The 21,935-nt window shown below is 39.8% G+C and carries 21 protein-coding genes; all 21 read right to left on the reverse strand.

What is annotated here, in order from left to right; genetic code table 11:
- Positions 1-14: 14 nt before the first annotated feature.
- Positions 15-1,517, reverse strand: coding sequence for a flagellar filament capping protein FliD (gene fliD / locus ACM1ND_RS24425; protein ID WP_418026698.1), 1,503 nt, complete (start codon positions 1,515-1,517; stop codon positions 15-17).
- Positions 1,518-1,529: 12 nt separating this feature from the next.
- Positions 1,530-1,928, reverse strand: coding sequence for a flagellar protein FlaG (locus ACM1ND_RS24430; RefSeq protein ID WP_418026700.1), 399 nt, complete (start codon positions 1,926-1,928; stop codon positions 1,530-1,532).
- A 285-nt stretch (positions 1,929-2,213) separates the two neighbouring features.
- The gene (locus ACM1ND_RS24435) at positions 2,214-2,864 is read right to left on the reverse strand and encodes an acyltransferase (protein WP_418026702.1); all 651 of its coding nucleotides are present in this window, start codon (positions 2,862-2,864) and stop codon (positions 2,214-2,216) included.
- Positions 2,810-4,030 (reverse strand): methyltransferase domain-containing protein, encoded by a 1,221-nt coding sequence (locus tag ACM1ND_RS24440; protein WP_418026704.1) that lies wholly within the window; start codon positions 4,028-4,030, stop codon positions 2,810-2,812. Before ACM1ND_RS24440 ends, ACM1ND_RS24435 begins: the two co-directional genes overlap by 55 nt.
- A gap of 297 nt (positions 4,031-4,327) precedes the next feature.
- Positions 4,328-6,079, reverse strand: coding sequence for a glycosyltransferase (locus ACM1ND_RS24445; RefSeq protein ID WP_418026705.1), 1,752 nt, complete (start codon positions 6,077-6,079; stop codon positions 4,328-4,330).
- Positions 6,080-6,252: 173 nt separating this feature from the next.
- Entirely contained in the window at positions 6,253-8,130 is a 1,878-nt protein-coding gene (locus ACM1ND_RS24450) for a glycosyltransferase (protein ID WP_418026707.1), read from the reverse strand.
- 175 nt (positions 8,131-8,305) lie between these two features.
- On the reverse strand, positions 8,306-9,121 hold the full coding sequence (locus ACM1ND_RS24455) for a flagellin (protein ID WP_418026709.1): 816 nt from the start codon (positions 9,119-9,121) through the stop codon (positions 8,306-8,308).
- Between the two features lie 151 nt (positions 9,122-9,272).
- Positions 9,273-9,512: a carbon storage regulator CsrA gene (csrA, locus tag ACM1ND_RS24460; RefSeq protein ID WP_029514583.1), complete on the reverse strand. Its 240-nt coding sequence runs from the start codon at positions 9,510-9,512 to the stop codon at positions 9,273-9,275.
- Positions 9,513-9,514: 2 nt separating this feature from the next.
- Positions 9,515-9,967 (reverse strand): flagellar assembly protein FliW, encoded by a 453-nt coding sequence (fliW, locus tag ACM1ND_RS24465; RefSeq protein WP_418026711.1) that lies wholly within the window; start codon positions 9,965-9,967, stop codon positions 9,515-9,517.
- Positions 9,968-10,060: 93 nt separating this feature from the next.
- Positions 10,061-10,630, reverse strand: a complete 570-nt coding sequence (locus tag ACM1ND_RS24470) for a DUF6470 family protein (protein ID WP_418026713.1) — start codon at positions 10,628-10,630, stop codon at positions 10,061-10,063.
- A gap of 17 nt (positions 10,631-10,647) precedes the next feature.
- Entirely contained in the window at positions 10,648-11,568 is a 921-nt protein-coding gene (gene flgL / locus ACM1ND_RS24475) for a flagellar hook-associated protein FlgL (RefSeq protein WP_418026715.1), read from the reverse strand.
- Positions 11,569-11,629: 61 nt separating this feature from the next.
- Positions 11,630-13,198, reverse strand: coding sequence for a flagellar hook-associated protein FlgK (gene flgK, locus ACM1ND_RS24480; RefSeq protein ID WP_418026717.1), 1,569 nt, complete (start codon positions 13,196-13,198; stop codon positions 11,630-11,632).
- Positions 13,199-13,216: 18 nt separating this feature from the next.
- Entirely contained in the window at positions 13,217-13,717 is a 501-nt protein-coding gene (locus ACM1ND_RS24485) for a flagellar protein FlgN (RefSeq protein WP_418026719.1), read from the reverse strand.
- Positions 13,718-13,727: 10 nt separating this feature from the next.
- Positions 13,728-14,003 carry a flagellar biosynthesis anti-sigma factor FlgM gene (gene flgM, locus ACM1ND_RS24490; protein WP_013312286.1) on the reverse strand — a complete coding sequence of 92 codons (276 nt, stop codon included), beginning with the start codon at positions 14,001-14,003 and terminating at the stop codon, positions 13,728-13,730.
- A 196-nt stretch (positions 14,004-14,199) separates the two neighbouring features.
- A complete protein-coding gene (locus ACM1ND_RS24495; protein WP_069009992.1) occupies positions 14,200-14,610 on the reverse strand; it encodes a TIGR03826 family flagellar region protein in 411 nt (136 codons plus the stop codon).
- 745 nt (positions 14,611-15,355) lie between these two features.
- Positions 15,356-15,823: a LysM peptidoglycan-binding domain-containing protein gene (locus tag ACM1ND_RS24500; RefSeq protein ID WP_418026721.1), complete on the reverse strand. Its 468-nt coding sequence runs from the start codon at positions 15,821-15,823 to the stop codon at positions 15,356-15,358.
- Between the two features lie 383 nt (positions 15,824-16,206).
- The gene (locus ACM1ND_RS24505; protein ID WP_418026723.1) at positions 16,207-17,034 is read right to left on the reverse strand and encodes a ComF family protein; all 828 of its coding nucleotides are present in this window, start codon (positions 17,032-17,034) and stop codon (positions 16,207-16,209) included.
- An 88-nt stretch (positions 17,035-17,122) separates the two neighbouring features.
- Positions 17,123-19,237, reverse strand: coding sequence for a DEAD/DEAH box helicase (locus ACM1ND_RS24510; protein ID WP_418026724.1), 2,115 nt, complete (start codon positions 19,235-19,237; stop codon positions 17,123-17,125).
- A 200-nt stretch (positions 19,238-19,437) separates the two neighbouring features.
- On the reverse strand, positions 19,438-19,878 hold the full coding sequence (locus tag ACM1ND_RS24515) for a hypothetical protein (RefSeq protein ID WP_025719114.1): 441 nt from the start codon (positions 19,876-19,878) through the stop codon (positions 19,438-19,440).
- Between the two features lie 169 nt (positions 19,879-20,047).
- Positions 20,048-20,770 carry a response regulator gene (locus ACM1ND_RS24520; protein WP_007432713.1) on the reverse strand — a complete coding sequence of 241 codons (723 nt, stop codon included), beginning with the start codon at positions 20,768-20,770 and terminating at the stop codon, positions 20,048-20,050.
- 4 nt (positions 20,771-20,774) lie between these two features.
- A complete protein-coding gene (locus ACM1ND_RS24525) occupies positions 20,775-21,935 on the reverse strand; it encodes a sensor histidine kinase (protein ID WP_013312293.1) in 1,161 nt (386 codons plus the stop codon).

A 21,935-nucleotide genomic window follows, 5' to 3' on the forward strand; every position in this document is an offset into this window, starting at 1 on the left:
CACCCTTTTCTAGACTATTGTAAAAAGCTTGTCAAACTGGAAGACTGCGACTGATACTTGCTCATAGCCGATTCCATGGCTGAGAACTGCTTGTAATAACGAGTCTCAGCATCTTTAAGCCGGCTTGATAAATCTGTAATACGGCGATTATAGCCTTTTAATTGATCTCCCATTATGCTTTCTGTTTTAAAGGTCATGCTGCCATTTGTATCAAATTTTGATGTACCTGCTTTTTTTACAAACATGTTTAACGTAGTATCAAGCTTACTTCTTAATTCGCTAAAGAGAGGCTTGCTGTTTACAACATCAGACGACCCTTTGAATATATTCATAACCTTATCCGGATTTGTCGTCAAAGCAGCTTTCAGCTTCTCTTCATTAATTTGTAATTTACCATTTTCGAAATATTGACCTGTAGTAATACCAACCGAACTTAAATCTCCTAATTTACTGGAAATAACCATACGCATAGAAGACACAGCAGAACTTAAAATGGAGTCATTTTTAAGAAGACCACTTTTCGCCTTTTCTTCCCACTGCTTAATTTCATCTTCCTTCATGTCTTTCCTTTGATCGGCTGTCAGTGGAGGAAAATCGCGATACTTTTGTTCACTTAGTTTCGTATTAAATGTACTTAATAGGTCATTATAAGTATCCACAAAAGATTTAATGGTCTCCATAGCTTTTGTTGGATCTGATTGGGTTGTAATTTTAGCCGGTTCAGTGCTTCCCGTGGTCTCTAACAGAGTCAGTGACACTCCATTAACGACAAGGGAGTTGTTATCAGGATTATAAGTTTTAGAACTCGAATCTGCAGTATTCGTTACTATAACTTCCCCTTTTTCAGCCGCCTTTACATCTGTAGAACTAATTTGGAATAAATCCATAAGCGTACTGCTTTTAACCTGCTTATCAGCACCAGTTAATTTAATATTATTGCTATCCCCATAATCTTTAGCTGTAATGGAGAACTTACCACTGATTTCATCAAAAGTCGCTGTTACATTCGCCCCTTCTGAGTTGATGCGGCCCATAACTGCAGATATTGTATCGGTTTTAAGAAAAGTGATTGTTTTGTCATTGATATTTAACTCATAAGTATCTGACGCACTGCCACCTGCAATTTGCTCCAATGTAGTATTTTTAGTAGCATCTGCCGTACTGCTTCCAGCAGTACGTAGGCCTGTAGAGGTCTGCATATTGGACTTTGTAGCTAGCTTGTTAACGACTATAGACATAGGTGTAGAGCTAGCATCAGCATTAGCTTCCGCTTTAATAGCCGTTGTATTACCCGTTAGCGTTGCTTTCTGAGTGTTCAATTTGTCAGACTTAGTCATTAAATCACGCAACTTATCGCTAAACTGAACGATCTTAGTATTTAATTCACGGTAACTATCACGCGTCCACTCTAATGTCTGCTTCTGCTGGTTCAGCTTATTCAATGGAGACTTCTTCGCGGTCATTAACGAGGTGACCATACTATCTATATCCATTCCTGAAAAACCATTTATACGCATCTAATTGCCTCCTTATACTTTTTCATCTATGAGAATTCCTGCAATCTCCATCATCTTTGCTACTAAATCAAGCGTCTTTTCAGGAGGAATCTCCCGAATCAATTCTCCTGTGTCTTTATTGAGAACTTTGACCAAGATCTGATGTGTTTTTTCATGCACACTCATTTCCAACGTGGTTGTAGGTCCCTGAAGAGCTTTGACTGCGCGATCTATAGCACGAATAAGTTGCTCTTCTCCAAGAGGAATAGCAACCCCCTGCTGCTCCAATTTAGTTAAAGCTAACCCACTTTTTATAGCAGTTACTAATGATTCAGTTGTTTTGTTACTAGTAGTGAAACCTTCACTACTTTGAGACACACCGTTCGCCTGTCCATTCATCTGATTCGTTGAAACCGAAAATTGTAGATTCATTCTTCCAACCTCCGATGGCCTATTTATTATTTTATCGGTTGTTTAGAGCATATTGTGAAGAATAAAAATAGAGTTCCGAGATACGTACCATAGAAAAACAAAGAATATTTCCCATAACAGAAGCAAGGGATCAGAAATACAAAAGATCCTAAAATAGTTAAAGTAAAACAGTTCCTTTTCACTTAAAAAATGATTGGGTCAGAAAAACTCCACAGGAGCTTACTTTCCCAATCTCCAAAAATCATCTGAATTGCACTTTTCTGTGTTCAGATAACAAAACTCCTTTTATAGACTCAACTCGGATGAGTCAACTCGATTCTTTAATATAAATTGGATATCTTCATCATTGTATACTTTTCTCCACGATTTGCTTACACTATCAAACATTTTGATGATCTTCCCTGGGTTCCCGGCTACAACACTGTAATCAGGTACATCTTTATTAATAAAAGAGTTTGCCGCCACTATGGACCCTTTACCTACTCGGACATTTCCAACAATAACGCTGTTAATTCCTAACCATGATCCTTCACCGATTGAAACTTCGTTCGTTTCGGAAGATACCCCTTGATGCATAATAGGGATTGCAATATTTTCATATGCATGTCCACAATCTGCAATGTATACATTAGCACCAATCAGGACATTTTGTTCAATATGCGCTCTATTGGAAACCGAAATAGTAAAGTTTTTTCCAATCTGGCAACCATCATCAATGATAATTCCAGTTTTTTTTTTATAGTTTTGATTAATAACTATATTTAACCAACAATCTTTTCTAATCATGACATTATTGCCAATAGAAATTCTTTCAGCACCAATAATCTCACACCCTTCTCCAATAGATACATTTTCACCCAATTTATAAAATGCAGGTCTTTTTAAAGTTTCTGCGATTTGGTTATAGTCTGATGATCTTTTAGTTTTTTTTTGCATACTGCAATTATATACATTGGCTGCGCATTCTTCACATCTTTAAGTGAGATCAACTCGTGTTTTTCAGTTTGTTCGACTACTTTGTCAGGTGCAAATCCCCTATTGAGCTGACGGGCTTCTCTCATAACATGATAGTAGTAACTATCATGGTCATTGATATAGCTTTGACCAAAAATATCCAATATATCATACTCGTTCATTAATTCACCGATAAACTCCGTTATGTTATATTCAAAACAGTGGTGTTGATTCAAGGGTTGTTCTTCAAAGTAGTTACCGGGGTTGGTAATAGAGCGATTAGGAGTCGATACTAGGAACAGGCCTTCTTCCTTAAGTAATCTGGCAGATTCCTTAATCCAATCGGCTCCATTAGCAATGTGCTCTATGGTTTCAAAAGAAACGACCATATCGAAGGTCTCATCTTTAAATGGTAATTTATTCACATCACCATACATAAAGTTGATATTGTCAGCATGATAAGTCCTTTTTGCATTGTTCACACTATCTTGATCAATGTCCACACCCACAACCATTGCTGCTCCAGCAGATTTCATCATTTTTGAGCCATATCCCGCTCCACATGCAGCATCAAGTATTATTTTATCTTTAGAATATTCACAAGCTAATTCATATCTGCGCAAATGTTCTTCGAGCACATTGTTAAAGTTGTCTTTTACATCTTGATTAATGACCAAACGTTCTCCTGTAAATTTGATATCATTCTGCTCCATGTTCAAAATACTTTGAGAACCGCTTTTTTTCTCTACGGCAATTGCATTCGTTAATTCTTTCATTAGAGCCAAAGTATCATCACTATTGTCCTGTATTTTTTTGGCATAGTCTAAGGCAAGGTCTATTTCGCCGAAATGAGATAGAATGCTACTTAAATTAAATAAGGTCCCCTTATGAAAAGGGTCGATTTCAAGAGATGTTTGAAGTAAAGGTATTATATGGTCAAACATACCATTGTTGAAACCTTCAACAGCTAGATAGTTTAGAATATCTATTTTATTAGTTATTTCATTTGAAATAGTGTTAAGGACTTTTTCTAATACATCATTTTTTTGTATGTCACTGAGTAATTTCGCAACATTATCTTCTGTTATTAACCCATTATCAAGTTCCAACAGAATATTAATCAATTCTTCTTGTTCAGCTAACGTCATAAGGAAACCTGCTCTCTATAAGTTTTCATGCAATGCAAAGACTATTATCAAACATTGACCCTTTGAAAGGAGGTTTCTAGAAACCTATTCAGATTCTGAGTAATTTTCAAATGATAATTAACTGAATCAGAATAAACGTAAACAATGATAACAGTAGACATCTTAAATATTTATGTGACTCTTTCTTACATATAGTGAAAATGATTCTATAACAGTTGCAATTTCTTTCTGCCATACTTCTTTTAAGGACTGAACTACTGAAGTTGTATATCTGTAACTTACTTTGTTACTAATAATTCAACAAGATTGTATTAACTTAATAAGTTTAGCGGTCTCTTGGTCGTAATCTTCAATTTGTCGAAGATAGTGCAATGATAAATTATTATCACCAGCCTTATGCAGTAAAAACCCTATATTGTATAAAGTTTCTTTATCAAGTTTATTTAATTCATACGAGGCATAAAACAGAGGAAAGACATGGTCAAATAATTCGGCCTTATATAGTGCTGTTCCCAATATGTTATACATCGTTTGCTTATTTATAATCACTGACTTTTCTATCTCTTTAATGATATCTACGTAAGTTATGTTATTCATAGTAATCAAATTTATAAATTCATTTAGAAGCCCTTTCGGATAATTTTCGTCCTCCAATCTAAAGAGGATTTTTTGCAATATATCATTATCATTGTTATTAAAAGCCTTTACAACATATTGATGAGCCTTGTACTGTTCTACCGATTGGTTCCCTAATTTATTCAAATCCTCAATATAACTTTGATCTAAATCAGAAATTGGTAGCATAATACTTTGATATTCCATATGTTCAAATCCTGCTTCCGTGAACATCTTATCAATTTCACGGAGGCTAAAAAATCTAATATGAGAGTGGGCCAGTAAACCATTATTTGTATAACTCCACTGACCATTTAACATAGATTTAATAATGCTATAGTGCATTACGTTATAAATACTAGCTAAGATCTTCCCGTTCTGTTTTAGCTGCATTTTTAATTTTTTCAAAAAGCCCCATGGATCTCTTAACTCTTCGAATGTATTTGAAAGAATAATATAGTCAAAATAATTTTCAGAATAATTCAATGCCTCTTCGACACCTGCAACCCGAACTTCTGCAATTTCACGTGCAAAAGCTGCCGCAAACTCATTTGCCTCTAATCCAAATAATTCTACGTTTTCAATCTTATTTTTAATTTCTAAAAGAGTTCCGCCACACCCACAGTTCACTTCTAAAACTCTAATAATATGTCCATCTTTTGGCTGCTCTATAAAATTGCTTAATTCACGCCTTATATTACTCAGATCCTCAGATTTAAAATTCCATTTTTCCTTAAACTTACACTTATTTTTTTCCAACAGTTTTTTATACGACCCATTAACCTCTCCAAAAGATATAGAACCGTAATGGTGAATAAATACATCCTTACATAAAATCAACTTATATCCAGATTGAATAATCCTACAAGAATAATCATCATCCTCATAATTACCTGGTGTAAACATTTCGTCCAATAAACCTACTTTGTCAACCACTTCCCGTTTAATCACCATGCAGAACCCAATGAGTCTTAGCCTTTGCTCCCATTTAATATGATCAGGGCGGTTATACCGAGTTGCAAAAGCTAACATTTCGCTTTTTGATTGATAAAAAACAGGTATAGCTTGATAATTAGACGCACTATTGGTGACAGGACCGACTGCTCCAGTATTCTCAGAACTGTATAGAGCATTTAGTAAAATATCTAGCCATCCTGGTGTTACCACCACATCATTATTTAAAAGAACAATATTGTCTCCTTGTGCAACATCAATACCTTGATTGCAGCCCTTAGGAAATCCTAAATTATTTTCATTACAAATATCAAAAATATCTTCCTGACTTTGAATCCATTCTTTTGTCCCATCATTTGACGCATTATCGACCACAATAATCTCATAAGTACCTTGATCTGTATAATCGCGAATACTTTCTATGCATTCTTTTGTATATTCTAATTTATTATACGTTAATATTATGATGCTACTTAGCACCTCATCACTTCCTCCAAGTAAAGTTTATAAAAATCGTATACTGTGTCAAGTTGAAAGATCTATAGCCTAAGTTCTATAGTTGTGTAACAAATAAATATTTTTTTAAAAAATTGAATGTCTGATTAAAAATAATAAATAAATTTTTTAAGTTTTAAGTGAATCTCTTAAAATCCTCATTCTAAAACCCACAAACAGAGAGGAAAACTTTTTTTTATGCTTTCCTTTAAAATGTACTGATTTTCTTTATCGTCTAATTTCTCAAATAGCATGTAGCACCTTTCATATGAACTATACTCAGGGCAAAGCTCCAATAGTTTACTATAAAAAAGCTGTGCATCCTCTAAGTAGTTCAGCTTATAACACATATCTCCCAGTAATTGTATTACTTTTATATTATTAGCATTAGTTTTGAATAGTTTAATAAGTAAGTCAATAGCCACTTCATAAAAGCCGTATTTAATTATCTTCTCTATTACACTACAGTTAAAATTTATAGAACCTAGCTCGGCATAATTGAGAACACACTGAAAAACTTCATATTCTTGTAATACAAGTAAATTCTCAATTATCTTCGCCAAAATATTCTCTATATAACTCGAAAATTTCAAATTTCTTAATTCTTCATTTAGAATTATAGATCGGAGCATTTTTGTCTCTCTCATGCTTAAGTTTAGATAAGAGAGTGATAATTCAAATAGCTCCAAGTCTTTCAAAATAAACGCAAGTAACAAGATATCTTCGCCATTTTCACGAGTAATTTCTACCATTTTAGTCCATAATAATTTTGCTTTTTCATATTGTTTATCGTATTGGGTAGCCACTGCGCTTATTTTTTCTTCAACTTTAATTTCATATTCACTTAAATACCTATTCAAAATAGGATGTCTCATTATATAAAGTATCTCAATTAAAAGTTGAAGTTCTTCGACTTTTGACATTTTATATATCTGACTAAAATTTTGGTAGACGTCCTCAAGTGGAATGTTGGCCATTGTAACAATTTGAAAGTACTTTGATATTCCTACGGCAAAGCTTTTACTATCACGTACAGCATCTATAATATGTTCGTAACTTTCTGATATACGGTAGCTCTTCTCATATACCTCAGCAAGCCTAAAATGTGACATATAACCACCATTACCTTCAGTAATGGTTATTCCTTGATCTCCGAGACTAAGACAAGTTTCAAAAGTTTTGGCGGCATCTCTTAAATAACCGAGCTCCAAAAAAAGAAGAGCTTGAGTATGCCGTAAATCAGTTTCATTTGGAAACAAAATAGCTGCATCATTAATTATCTTTAGTGCTTCTTGTTCACGCTTTAAACTAACTAAGCAATTAGTTAAATTCATCAAAAGATCAGGCATAATAGTTAGATTTTTACTCAAAGGATATGCATTTTGAAAGTAATGAATTGCCTTTTCATATTCTTCGACCCATTTGTAAGTTCTACCCATGTTAAATAAATTATAAGCATTCGGGTTTTCCTGTACTTCCCGCAACATGAGGGGAAGATTTCTTTTCTTTTTGTCTCGATCTTCCATCATATCATCGGTATAACCAGTATGTTGCAATGCTGAATTACCAAAGTCATTTGTAAAAACTTTGTCCTCAACTAATATATTTAAATGCTCATGGAGACGATTTTGAAAAAACAACCCTTTATTATTTGCAAAAAGCCGTACAGCAATATGAGTTATTTTTCGCCCTTGTGATAAAATATTATGAATTTTCAAAAAATACCAATCTTTTCCCGTAGAGATATCATCTTGCAGGTTCGAATCTTCTTCCAAATATTCATCTGCATCCATCACCAAAATATAATCAGTGGTAGCATATTTAATAGATTCATTTCTGGCAGCTGAAAAGTCATCAACCCATTTGAAACTGTACACATCATTAGTATATTCTTTAGCAATACTTAAAGTATTATCAGTTGAGCCAGTATCTACGATAATAATTTGATTTACTTTGTTCTTGACACTGTCCAAGCACCGTCTTAAGAATTGTTCTTCATTTTTCACTATCATACATAACGCTATTGTTTTAGACATAAGTTTAGGTTTTCCTTTCACCACTAAATAAATGCTATTACTCTTTATATCGGTTATATATTAGAGAGTAGTTAGTGCCGAAAAGAGGAATTATAAGGAATTACAAGGAATCCCCAAAAAAAAGCCCTCGCCTATTTAGGCGAGGGCTTTTAATACTTTAAGGAATATATTAATCTTAGCGAAGCAATTGAAGTACAGCTTGTGGTTGTTGGTTAGCTTGAGCCAACATCGCTTGGGAAGCTTGAGCAAGGATGTTGTTTTTCGTTTGGTTCATCATTTCTTTTGCCATATCTACGTCACGTACGCGGGATTCAGCAGCAGACAGATTCTCGGAAGTGGTTCCCAGATTGTTAATTGTGTGTTCCAAACGGTTTTGGTTTGCACCCAGTTTAGCGCGCTCAGAGGAAACTGATGCAATAGCAGTATCCAAGGATGCAATCGCTGCATTCGCACCTGTTTGAGTAGAAATATCAACTGTATTAATTGCCAATGATGTAGCACCCATGTTATTGATTGACAATGTAATTGCTTGGCCTGCGTTAGCACCAATGTGGAACACTGCGTTACTAACGCCAGCTCCATCCAACAATTTCTTAGTATTGAACTCAGTATCTGTGGAGATACGTGTTACTTCTTTAGTCAACTCAACAACTTCTTTTTGAAGCTCAGCACGATCAGCATTTGTATTCGTATCATTCGCGGATTGTACAGACAATTCACGAACACGTTGCAGAATGCTGTGTGTTTCGTTCAGTGCGCCTTCAGCTGTTTGGATCAAAGAAATGCCATCTTGAGCATTTTTGGAAGCCATATCCAAACCACGGATTTGACCACGCATTTTTTCGGAAATTGCCAAACCAGCAGCATCGTCACCAGCACGGTTAATACGAAGACCGGAAGACAGCTTTTCGATTGCTTTGTTTGTGTTAGTAGTGTTTGTGTTCAATTGACGGTGAGTGTTCATTGCAGCAATATTGTGATTGATAATCATTTTAAATTTCCTCCCTGAAGGTAAATGTCCCACATCCATGTGGTTTATTGTTGTTACAGCTATTCGTTGAAGTCGGCCGCCCCTCCGTAATAGCTTGTACTATATATATCGACATTCTCGTCGATCTTTTAATAGCATTTTAGGATTTTTTTTATTTTTCGTTATTTTTATTTATCATCTTGCGCAAAGCATCCAAATTTGACTGCGTATGGGCAGCAGATTCACGATTAGACTCTTGAATGGATAAATAGATTTCTTTGCGAAAGATGTCCATCTGTTTGGGAGCCGAAATCCCTATACGCACTGTATCTCCCTCTACTCCGAGCACCGTCACCTCAATGTGATCCTGAATGATAATAGACTCGCCTTTCTTACGCGAAAGTACCAGCATGATTATTCACCTTCCTTTGAACGGATGGTTTCGTCTTCCTTAGTGGGTTGCAGTGAATGCTTGGTCGAATACGGGGACTGGTGCAAAACAACCTGCTTGGCTTGCCTATTATCAGGATTGAAAACCAAAGGTGCCAATAGATTGATCGTCGAGTTCTCTACCTGCTCATGTAATGTTAATATGCTGCGAACGACTAAATTAGATTCAATCTCCAGTTCTTCCGTTTCACTATCAGGGAGTTCGAACTCGTATTCAGGATGAAAAATAAATGGGTCCACTAAGACAAAAGATAGTTCCTTCTGCTGAAGGGACTGGAGATAGTAAAAGGGAGCCTCATCATGATCAAGCAACACAAATTCGGTCGTCTCCTCAAATCCCGGAATTCCCTTTTCAAAACGATATACTTCTTTTTCATTTACTTCAATGTCACCCCAAATAGATGTGGATATAATCACTAATATTCCTCCAATATTTAATCAGATATATACATTTTATTATAAAAAAAAGGCTATAGACGGCTTGAACAACCTCTATAACCTTAACTTATTTTACATCGCGACATCAATTTCAGGTGGAATATAGGCCACTGATGGATACTGCTGCATATAAATCTCCAGTTTCCCCCGGGTATACTCAATCTCTGGACGATTAACGGTCACATGCATTTCCGATACAGCAGGTGTATATGTAATATCAGGTGCCCGCGTTTCAACACGAATATCGACATTATCCATAGATGCTGGACCCCTAAATTCAGGAAGCACATGCGTTTCTGTATCCTCTCCAAAAACATTGGCTACAGTATTCCCAGGAATGTGAATATCCGCCATCCGATTACCTTGCTCCACTTTATGCGCAATAGCTTGTAGAAATATCTGCGGCAACCCTGAATAAATTCGATTATTCATCTCAAGGTAATTGCCCCCGTTATAGGCAGAGAAGGCTGCACTTTGATCTATGGTCAGCTGTGGCTTATATTGGTGAATTTCCAGTTGAGCACGTCGTGTCGTTAATTCCATATCTGCCGAGGGCTGTCGAATCGAATACTGCCCAGGGTCTGCGTCAATATGCAGGATAGCCGGAGTTTGCCGGATCTGAAGTGTCGGAATGATGGCCATTTCTCCCCCTCCTTAGACTATCTCAAGAAATCAACTAATGATGAGGATATTATTTTAGCTCCAGCTGACAAAGAAGCATTGTAAATATTCTCTTGGATCTTGGAATTCATTAAAAGCTCAGCGTAATCCGCATCCTCCGTTTTAGACTGCAAGTCCGTTAAGTTTACTTCCAGATCGCTCAATCGGCTTTGCATTAACTCCACACGGTTGGATTTAGCTCCCATTTCCGACCGGACTTTCAGCATTTTATCCACACGTGAATCAATATTAGCTAATTGATCCCCACTCGCTTTAATATCACCACTTGCCAAAGCTGCAGATAGCTGATTAAAAATTGTAAATAAATTATCGGCATCCGTGCTTGTTCCTACGACTTCATTACCAGTAACGTTAATGGGCAAAGCTACATTTTCACCCACTATAAAATTAACATTTCCTGTATCCGTAGCAATGGATGCTGCGCCAGACGTATCATGCGTATTATCAGCATTCAAAGGGAGATCATAAGGCTTTTTGTCATAGGTCTGACCATTGAATATATATTTCCCGTTCAATTGGCTGTTCACAACATCAATCATTTGTTCCTTAAGCTGGCCAATTTCTTTGTTGATACTGTCCAGCGCAGATTGTGGGTTAGTTCCCGTAGAGGCTTGTACTGTTAGTTCACGTACTCTTTGCATAATTTGGCCTGCCTGATCCATGACCGTATCATTAAAATCAAGCCAAGACACTGCGCTGTCCACATTCCGTTGGTATTGTTCATTTGAAGACAATTCAGATCTGTACCTTAAGGAATACGTAATCCCTACAGGATCATCAGAGGGCTTGTTCAGCTTACGTCCGGTAGCCATCTGGTTCTGCGTATTATTCATACGCTCAGAATTTCGATTCAAATTCAGCAAAAGCTGTGAGCTTAGCATATTGTTAGTAACTCGCATAATTATATCCCTCCGTAATTAAATACCCTTGTATACAGACTAAGATATTTAATCCCCATTCTTATCTTCCAACTACACCTGTGGAGTTAATTAATTTATCCAATAATTGATCGAATGTGGTCATAAACCGAGCAGCGGCGCTGTAGGCATGCTGAAACTTGATCATATTGGACATTTCTTCATCCAGTGAAACACCACTCACAGACTGGCGCATAGTTTCAACCTGAGATACGAGGGCTGTCGAGTTTTGTGTCTGTCTTGTTGCCTCTTGAGCCTCTATACCCAACTGACCAACCATAGAACTGAAAAAGCTATCAATAGTAGCCTTGTTCCCTGTAGAAACAGAAGTGAAATTATTTAATTTCAAATTGGACATGAGGGATGCCAATGTATTATTGCCTTTAACCAATTCCTCAGTAGGAGCAGTGCCTGTTACACGAAGGGATGCTGCAATGGCGTTAGGATTATCTACTATAGCAGTATTTAACGTAATGTTGCCTGCCGTTATCGTCCCGCCATTATTTGAAGCTACAAAAAAAGGTTTACCTGCAACCATATTACCGTTAGCATCTTTTTCCTCTTGGGTATAACCCAATTGATGCAAACCATTAAGACCTTTAACCGTAACTGTTAAATCCGATTGAAGTGTGCGATTGGTCCCTGTATAAGTCACTCCGTTCAGTACAGTGCCTTCTGGCAATACTGAGCCTTTAGGTAGCGTTACAGAAATATCACCGTTTGCCAATGTATCAGCAAGGTTATCCATTTGTGCAGTATAATCTGCTACAAATTGATCTCTGGAAATGATCATTCCATGGACTTCGCCTCCTTGCAAATCATTGGAAGCAAAAGCAGCTTGTAAAAAAGCGCCGTTAATTCCAGTAGTCGGTGCAAACCCAGTTACTAATGCTTGACCACCCATATTAACGTTGTAGCCTTGATCAGTATCAGTTACCGTTACATTAACGATCTTCGAAATTTTATCGACGATCAAATCACGCTGGTCACGAAGATCATTAGCGTTATCTCCCAAGCCTTCAATTTTAGTAATTGATTGATTCAGGTCCGCTATGGAATTCACATAACTTTGTAGCTCGCTAGACTTAGCCTCCACATTTGAGGTTAAATCGGCAGATAGATTGCTTAACTGTTTACTCATATGATTCATTGCATCAGTCAACGCAAGCGCATTTTCTTTAACAATAGTTCGTGCGGTTACACTTTCTGGGTCTTTACTTAAATCAGACCAAGATTTATAAAAGTTATCCAAAACCTTGCGAATCCCTGTATCGGACGGCTCATTCATAATCTGTTGTAGCTTATCAAGTGTGTTACTCCGAATCGTCCAACTACCCAGCTCAGTATTTTCTCCACGATACTGACTGTCCAAGAACTTCTCACGAATGCGTTCAATAGCATCAAATTCAACACCTGTTCCCAACTGACCAGGCACATTAGAACGGTTAATACCATATGCCTCCATAGGTATAGAAGCTCTCATCTTAACCGTTTGCCGTGTATAGCCTTCTGTGTTGGCATTAGCTATATTGTGTCCTGTTGTATTTAAAGCTGCCGTTTGTGTAAAAAGGCTTCTTTTAGCTGTTTCTATGGAATGAAATGTGGATGGCACTCTATTTTCCTCCTCGGATCAAGCCTTAGTGTCGAACAATCCAGGTCGTGCAAGTTGATTACTTTTCTGATCTGGATGCATATAAGTCATCTCCTGATTAGGACGACCTACAAGTAGATCTAACGAGTAATCAATAAACACCAACGATTGCTCGATGAGCTTTTGATTGATTGCATTAATTTCCTTTAATTCTGAGAGAGTGTGGGATAAGCGGCTCTGGACACTGAGGAGTTTGTTCTTATCTTCAGGATCAAATACAAGACGTGCCAGCTCGGTTATAGTCAAATTAAGCTGAGACTTAATACCACGTTCACGAAGAAGCTCATACGAAATCTCCATACGAGCTTCCTCTAGCTGTTCCACCTGTTTAAGGAGTCTGGATTCCTGGTTCAGATGCTGAACCAGGCTATCCATATCATTTTCCATAACAATCTTTTTTTTGCTTTTTGCTAGTTCTAACAAGATAAGATGCTTTTGGTCTAGCTGTTCCAGCACATCAATCAATCGATCTAAAGGCATATTCCTTCACCTAGCTTTCAGAAGACTGCTTGAAGTAAGGTAACAGCTTCTCTGCAATTTTATCGGCATCCACACGATAGGTACCAGAAGCTACTTGCTGCTTAAGCTCCTGAATTTTCTTAACGCGGTCTGCATCACTGCTGCGGTTCAGCATTTCCATTGCTTCCGGAGAAATGGAAACCTCGTCCTTGCGGCGGGATTTCTTTTGTTCCTCTTGGCGCCCTGTTTCAATATTGCGCTGATATGGATTAATAGCTCCGATGCGGTTGGTCTCGTTAATTTTCATAACTTCCACCTTCCTTAGTTATTTGATATGGTCAGAATGTATCAGACGACATAGCGTCGAGCATGGTTCGTATTATGCCTCACTTCTTTATTTTGTGCATGGTTGCTAAAAATAAAAAAACCGATAAGCTCTATAAAGATTATCGGCGGTATTTGAAACTTTTTGAATAGCTGAATGTGTTTTTAATTCCCCTGTACTACTTTCCACGAAGTTTATCAATCGCGCTGTAGGTACCTGAGCCCATATTATTACTTTGATCCTGATTACTACTTTCGCGTACAGCCTGATGCAGGTCTTTAGTCAGACGTGTTCGACAAGAATCGCACATATGCCCTGCACGAATCGGTATCCCGCATACCTCGCAAGGATACGTCATATTGGGCGCATTAGCAATGGAAATACGTCCCTCACGTATAAATGTCGTGATTTGCTTTACGGATACCTCAGTAGCCTCCGAAAGCTCGTGCATATGAATGCCCTTATTTTCACGTATATGTTTGACACAGCGTTCGTATTCAATTTCAATTTCTTTAATACAGTTCTGGCAGATTCCCCTGACGTTCATAATAAACAGCTTTCCACATCGAGGACAGTTATCCAAATTCATCCTCTGTAGCGCCCCTTTCCAATTTCCGATCTTTAAAAGACTTTTATCCTTACATTACCTTATAATGAAGAGCCTCGTCTAGCAAATATTTCAAAAAGAGATTTTCAGATTTTACACAATTGCACATCTTATAAGTTATCATATTAAAAGTATAAGAGAGAATGACCCATCAGCAAAAGTTTCTCTACATCTATATGCATCAATATGCAATGACATAAAAATAAAGAAAGCCCATGAAAGCTAATGTTCAGCCTATTGCATGTGTCTATTTATCGTCAAACATTGCTCCGTACTTTAGATAGAAAATAAAATAAGCGCCATTCCAGTTGTTTTCGGGAATAGCGCTTCATTATACAATTAAAATAGCTATATGAATATGAGTAACTGTAGAAATTAATTATTAAGATGAGGGAAAAACCGGGCGAAACAATCCTCAGAAGAATTCATGTTCACCTGTGCCCCGAATGACACCAAGAAAGTCCTGTAAATCCGGGGGAACGGCGCCCATACGAATGCTCCGCACATGGAGTGTGGGTATTCATAAATCTCATGGACCTAACATCATCTCAACTTATAACCTATCTGAAATCAAGCTAGATGCACCAGTGGAAATTTGCAACCCAAAAAACAAGCTATTTCACAAATAATTATTCAAAAAAGCATTGTTTTAATAGTGGCCTTCCCGTATACTATAGTCAAACGCTTGGTTTAAAAAACATACTTCATTATACATTTATAATGATAATTATTTATTTGTTTTTGTTTGCGGTACTTGCAGTTCTTGGCCTACTTTAACCAGGTTGTTAATTTTAACCAGTTCTTCAACAGTTACGCCGTATTTCTCAGCAATAGAAGCCAATGTGTCGCCCTCTTGAACATTTACAGTGATTGTATTTACAGTTGCTGGTGTTTCAGTTGTAGTCGTTGCTGGTTTTGTGGTTGTTGCTTGATTGTTGTTCTCAGTAGCTGGTTGAGCTGGTGTTGTAGTTGCTGCATCTTCAGTAGTTACAGTTCCAAAAACTTTTGCTTCAAATGCTTTTTGAGCTTCTTCTTGTTGTTGAATGATCAGTTGTTCTTCAGCTCGATCCTTGTTGTAATCTGAACCAGATTTCGCCAATACTTGACCTGTTGCAAGTGGACTCAACAAAGATACTGCACCTAAACTAACTGCCAACATGCTAGATACTGCTACTTTTTTCATTACGTTTTTCATGATTTGTTCTCTCCTCTTTTTAGCTTTAAATTTTAATTAACTGCTTTACTACTGAGCGAGACACTCCCAATGTCCGCTCTTTAGTCATTAGCTAATCACTTATTACCAATCATGTTAGCTATCAACAGATAGAAATTGTACTCCTCTTTTCCAAAAAAATCAACCTCTAAATTGAAATATTCTGTTTTCATCCCTCACTTCCTTACTTTTTGTTTGTCTCTATATTTTAATTATATACCTCTCTCTAGCTCGTTGTCAAATCCTGCTGATTGTACGGCTTAAAAGACTTTTGCTCTATCATCTAATTCTTCCATTAAGGGAATTATACTCTTTTTTTCATAGTTTCAAGCAAAATAATCATGAGAAATACTGGAGATTTGGACTTATGATCTGGCTAAAGTCAGGCAAAAAATAGTCAAATGTATTCCTTGCTCTAATGCCTTTTCTCTCAATACACGTGCACACGCCTGCAATGTGCTCCCCGTTGTATAAATATCATCTACAAGCAAAACGGTAACGGAAAGCTTATCCTTCGTAACACATTGAGATTCAGCTTTTAAAATAAAAGACTTCAGCAAATTTGTCATATTGGGGTGGACAGAAAACGCATTATTCATTGTATTCATGCGTTCCTTTTTTGATTTAAAGCTTTGTTTGCCTGTATCTTGTGGACGAGCTAGTAAAGATAGGAAGGGGAGCTTATTCCTCCTAGCAATCTCTTCTGCCAAGATCTGAGCCTGATTGAAGCCTCGCTCTGTCAGCCTCTTCTCACTTACCGGGACACATGTCACTACATCTACACTCCACAAAGATCGCTTGAAACGAGAATGTTTATGACCTGCAAACTCATACCTCATCGCCTGATAGGCTCGATTCATGATCTCACCCAGCAGGGAACCATACTTTTCATTCCCGCGATATTTGAACTGTCCAATCCATTCTCTCATCATCGGCGTATAGCTGGTTGCACTCCGATTGCATACAAAGTAACGTACTAATCGGTCAAGCCTTCCGCAATCCGGGCAAGACGTCGGACGTCCACAATGAACACAACGAATATCGTAAACCCAAGGAATTTGAAGCGAACAAGAAGTACAAATCCCGGGGAATTCGGAAAAACGCCCTGTGAGAGTGCCGCAAGCCATACATGTTTGGGACTGGCGATGGAATAACCAATTCAAAAATAGACGGGTTCTTGGAATCATCCCCATACCAGAATGCACCTTTCTTGGTAGTTTACGTACTGACATTGTTTCAGGTTTCACATTTCCAAAAAAACTTTTTTTTTATTTAATACATTTAGTGCTTCAACTCCTTCAGGTATCCTCTTTTCCGAGCCAGTGCATTCATACGTTTAATCTGTCTAATCGCTCTTTTTTGACCTCGAGTCCATTGAGGGGATGTAAAAATAACACCTCCACATGGATCATCCTTGGATCTCCCCGCGCGACCAGCCATTTGGACAAGAGAGGCTTCATCAAAAAGACTGCTATCCGCGTCTAATACATACACATCACTCCGTGGGACAGTCACCCCTCGCTCCAAAATAGTCGTGGTGACCAGAACACGTATTTCAGTAGCTCGAAATAAGCGCACTTTAGCGGTTCTTTCCTCATCCTGTGAGGAGGTGCCCGCAATAGGTACATCAGGTAATTGTTTAATCAGCAGCTTCACAAGTCCCTGAATATGTGAGATTCGTGTCACAAATAGGAAAACCTGTGCCCCACGTTGTATAGATACGCGTAGGCGTTGAATAAAGGATAGGGGAAGCCGACCTTTTTGCAGCCAATGTTGCACTGAAGCAGCCCCCAGGCGAAATGGGACAGGTAAGGGATGACGATGAAAACGAACGGGAACCTTGGCGTGTGGCAGTAGACCGCGTGCAGCCTCTTTCTGCAAGGATTGCGGTGGTGTAGCAGACAAATAGATAAACTTGCCCTTCGGCTTACATACTGCTCGTGCAGCAAAAGCAAGCATAGGATCATTGTGATAAGGGAACGCGTCTATCTCATCAATCACAACCAAATCAAAGGCTTGACGATAACGCAATAGCTGATGTGTCGTTGCCAGGGTCAGCTGTCCCCTTTGCCACCGTTCTGCGCTCCCCCCATAGAGCGTCACCATGCTCACACTGGGAAAAGCAATGGCCAAACGAGGGGCTAACTCCAGTACCACATCACGGCGTGGTGTTGCCACAAGTGCCGTTCCTCCGTGGTCCAACACATATTGCAATAGCGGAAACATCATTTCCGTCTTGCCTGCGCCTGTTACAGCCCAGAGCAGAAAACGTTCTACCGTGGTATCAGGTACCTGCCGATCAGCGTTATGCCTCGCACCTTCGCCAGGTTTCGGCGAAGACTGCTTGCTTTGGACAAGGGTGCTGCCATGCGAAGCGGCAGCATCTGATCCTCGGCGCGCAACCATGTCGCGCCGGAACAATGCCCGGAACCGACGGCCTTCCGGGCGAAAACGTCCCCGCACTTCGCCGTGCGGTGCGGCCAAAAAGCGCAGCGCCGCTTCGGCCGCGGCACGCTGTGCAGGGCTCAGCCCCCAGCGGTCGAGTTCCGTCACCGGGGCTGTGCCTGCTGTGTGCGGCAGGGCGGGTTTCGCTGCACCGCGCAGCAGCAGCGAGCATTCACGGCTGCGCCCCAGCGCGAGACATGTCTCGCAGTAAGCGCACGCCTTACGTCCGCACGACGCACAGCTCGTGCGGTGCACTAGCCCGCTGCCACAACGGTTGCAGCGGAGTTCATGCGTACGCGCGGCAGACCATCGCGTACGTGGTGCTGGAGCGAGGCCAGCAGCAAAGCTGAGTCGGCCTTGCAGATATGCAAGCTGTGCAGCGGATCGCCAAGTACGCTCCAAACCTGGCGCTGCCTCTGCCAGTAGCGCTTCGGCTTCCGGAACGAGTAACTGGCGTCCTGACAACAAATTAACCAGCTCATTCGCTTGTCGTGTTAAACACTCCCTATCCAATCCATCAATTCCCGTGACGAGGCTCCTTTTTTGAATAGAACGTAAACCTCCGTTTGTTTCTCGTCCCTCATTCCTACTTTCTGTGCGAGAAGTCCGCCCTTGTCCACCATCCCAAATGCATATATTTTCTACTCCTCCAGATAAAATCCGTTCTCCGTCAAAAGGCTCAGGAGCCAGTTCACTTTTTAGCTGTGCGAGAATATAAGCCCACCACTGCCGTTTTCCCCATCGCTCCATATCTGCTAATTCCTTAAATGTTTCGCACAGCTTTGTCCCCCAGGACAAGGGAAGCTCATCTCCTAATAACACCCATCTTTCGACAACATTCTCTTGTCCCTCATCTTGATTCATCCACCATGTCATATCTACTCGAATATCCACAGATAATCGGAGAGTCCAATTCCCTTTATACTTCACTGCATATACTGCAATTTTCACCTTCCCCTTCTCCTCCCATTCATGATTTTTGCGGTTCTTGTCACCCCAGAGAACAGCAAAAAAGCACACTCCTATGGCTAATAGCCTGAAGTGTGCTTCACATCAAGTAGATCTCAATGAGATCCCTGTCGTCTTGCCTATGCAACTGTTTATAAACATTTATATCCGATTTTGACCACGATGTCCACAATCCCCTGTCGCTAAGGAACAAGTGGGGCGTCCGCCAACGACTTGACCGTTCTAAGATCAATAACAACCTGCTTTTCACCGCCTGACTTCGGTAAGACCGGGTTCCCCGGTGAAAAACGACTTGAAATGACTGAAACATCCATATGACTATAGCGCACTAACCGTGTCAGAATCGGTAGCGTATCGTCCATAGATTCATCATCCAGTACTGTCACATGTAGCGGCCTCCGGTGTAGCCAGGCAAGTATGTTCAGCGAACGCATCACCCATTCCACACGATCTCCGTCATTGGACGTAATCACAATATAGCGAGTCGCACGATGACCCGGAGATATTGCGCGTGAATCTTCACCATTGTGATAAGCCTGAACCGCCTGTCGTATATACATAAGATGAACGACTGCGGCTCCCACACCGTATATAAGCAATATCCAAACCAAGTGAGCCGTCACGAGGGTTCCACCTCCTCCTATAGCGACAATATATGCCGTATAACAGGAAGAGGTGTCACGGTTATGTACTGGGTTTCCGTATGAGCGGACATATCGCTCCAAAAGAAAGGCGGTACAGCATTCATATCTATTAGCAGCTACATCGTCTAATGCATGGAAAAACTACACTTTACAGCGTAACCCATCCATATTTGATTGAGTTAATAACTGCTTGTGTACGGTCATCAACCTCCATTTTTTGCAGAATGCTGCTGACATGGTTTTTGACCGTTTTCTCACTAATGAATAAATATTCACCGATCATCTTGTTGCTCTTACCTTCAGCCATCAGACGCAGCACTTCAGCTTCACGACGGGTCAATGGATTATTTTCACCTGCGACAAACTTCACGCCGGCTTCCTTGGTATGACCTTCAGCCATAGCCCCTGTTTCGTTCAAGTAGGTCATCCGGCGAAGCTGCTGAATGAGTTTACCCGTTACCTTCGGATGGATAAACGCATATCCTTCATGAACCGAACGAATTGCATTAATGAGGGACTCGGCCTCCATATCTTTTAACAAATAACCATTGGCTCCCTTGCGCAACGTCTCGAATACATAGCTTTCATCATCATGAATGGATAAAATGATAACTTTGACATCCGGGAACATCTCACGCAGTTTTTCGGTTGCCTCTACACCATTTTCAATTGGCATATTAATGTCCATAAGAACAATATCCGGTTTCTCTACGTTACAGAATTCCAACACTTGAATACCGTCGCCACATTCTCCGATGACCTCAATGTCGTCCTCCATATTCAAAATACGTTTAAGTCCTTCACGGAACAACTGATGATCGTCCGCTAAGAGAACTTTAATGGGTGCATTGCTAATTTCCTGATTTTCCATGTTGTTACTCCTTTCCCTTTTCCACGTTGGTTGGGATATGAATCACTATCTTGGTGCCTTGATTCTCAGCTGATTCGATCTCCATTCTCCCCTCGAGCAGTTCAACCCTTTCCCGCATACCAATCAGACCAAAATGCCCATGATCTTTGCTTTTTTGCTGAAAAAGCTCTGGCTTGAAGCCCAAACCATTATCCTGCACCACGATTTTTACAAGCTGCGCCTGATAGGTAATCTCAACAAGCACATAGGTAGGATAAGCATGCTTGGCAGCGTTGGTCAAAGCTTCCTGGATCAGACGGTAAATGGCTGCTTCCATCGCGGAAGAGAGACGGTGTTCCTTGCCCCTTGTTTCAAAAAGCGATCTAATCTTCGTTTTTTCTTCAAAATCCTGCACATATTTCCGGAGCGTCGGAATAAGTCCCAGGTCATCCAGGGCCATAGGACGCAAATTGAAAATGACCTTTCGCATTTCCTCAAGACTGGAGCGAACCTGTTTCTTCAAGTCTACTATTTCGTCCTGAACCATCTTAAATTCCTGCTTGGCGATCATTCTTTCCACAATTTCCGTCCTAAGCACTAGATGCGCAAGGAGCTGCGCAGGTCCATCGTGAATTTCACGGGATATGCGTTTGCGCTCCTCTTCCTGAGCTAAAATAATTTTCAGACCAATAAACTGCCGGTTTTTGGCCGATTCGATGATCCGCGTCACTTGTCCCAATTCGCCTGACAAATATTCCAGCACGACCCCCATCTGCGAACCGATGGTTTCGGCACGCTCGACAGAAGCCTCGACACTTTTGGCCCGCTTTTGAAGATCATCTCTTCTGGCTTTGAGATACATTTCCTTCTCACGGAAAATCATCACATCGAGTTGAAGCTGTGTTGCCTTCTCATAAGCCTGCTTGATATCCTCTTCCGAATAGCGAACGAAGTCACGGCTGACCTCAGTCAACCGAATGCGGGACCGCCGATAGTTCATTTCCAGCTGGTCCACCTTTTCGATCGTTTCTGCCGTTTCCTTCAAGACGCTCTGGAGCTCCTGATTTAACGTGACCAGCTCGGTCCGGGCCGTGTCCAATATTTCGAACATCTGATATTTGCTGTTCTCCATCACCTGGATGGCATTTTTAATGACTCGGTCTATGATATCGGCTTGAAAGTCCAC

The sequence above is a fragment of the Paenibacillus sp. JJ1722 genome (assembly GCF_048282685.1).
GTDB classification, from domain to species: domain Bacteria; phylum Bacillota; class Bacilli; order Paenibacillales; family Paenibacillaceae; genus Paenibacillus; species Paenibacillus polymyxa_B.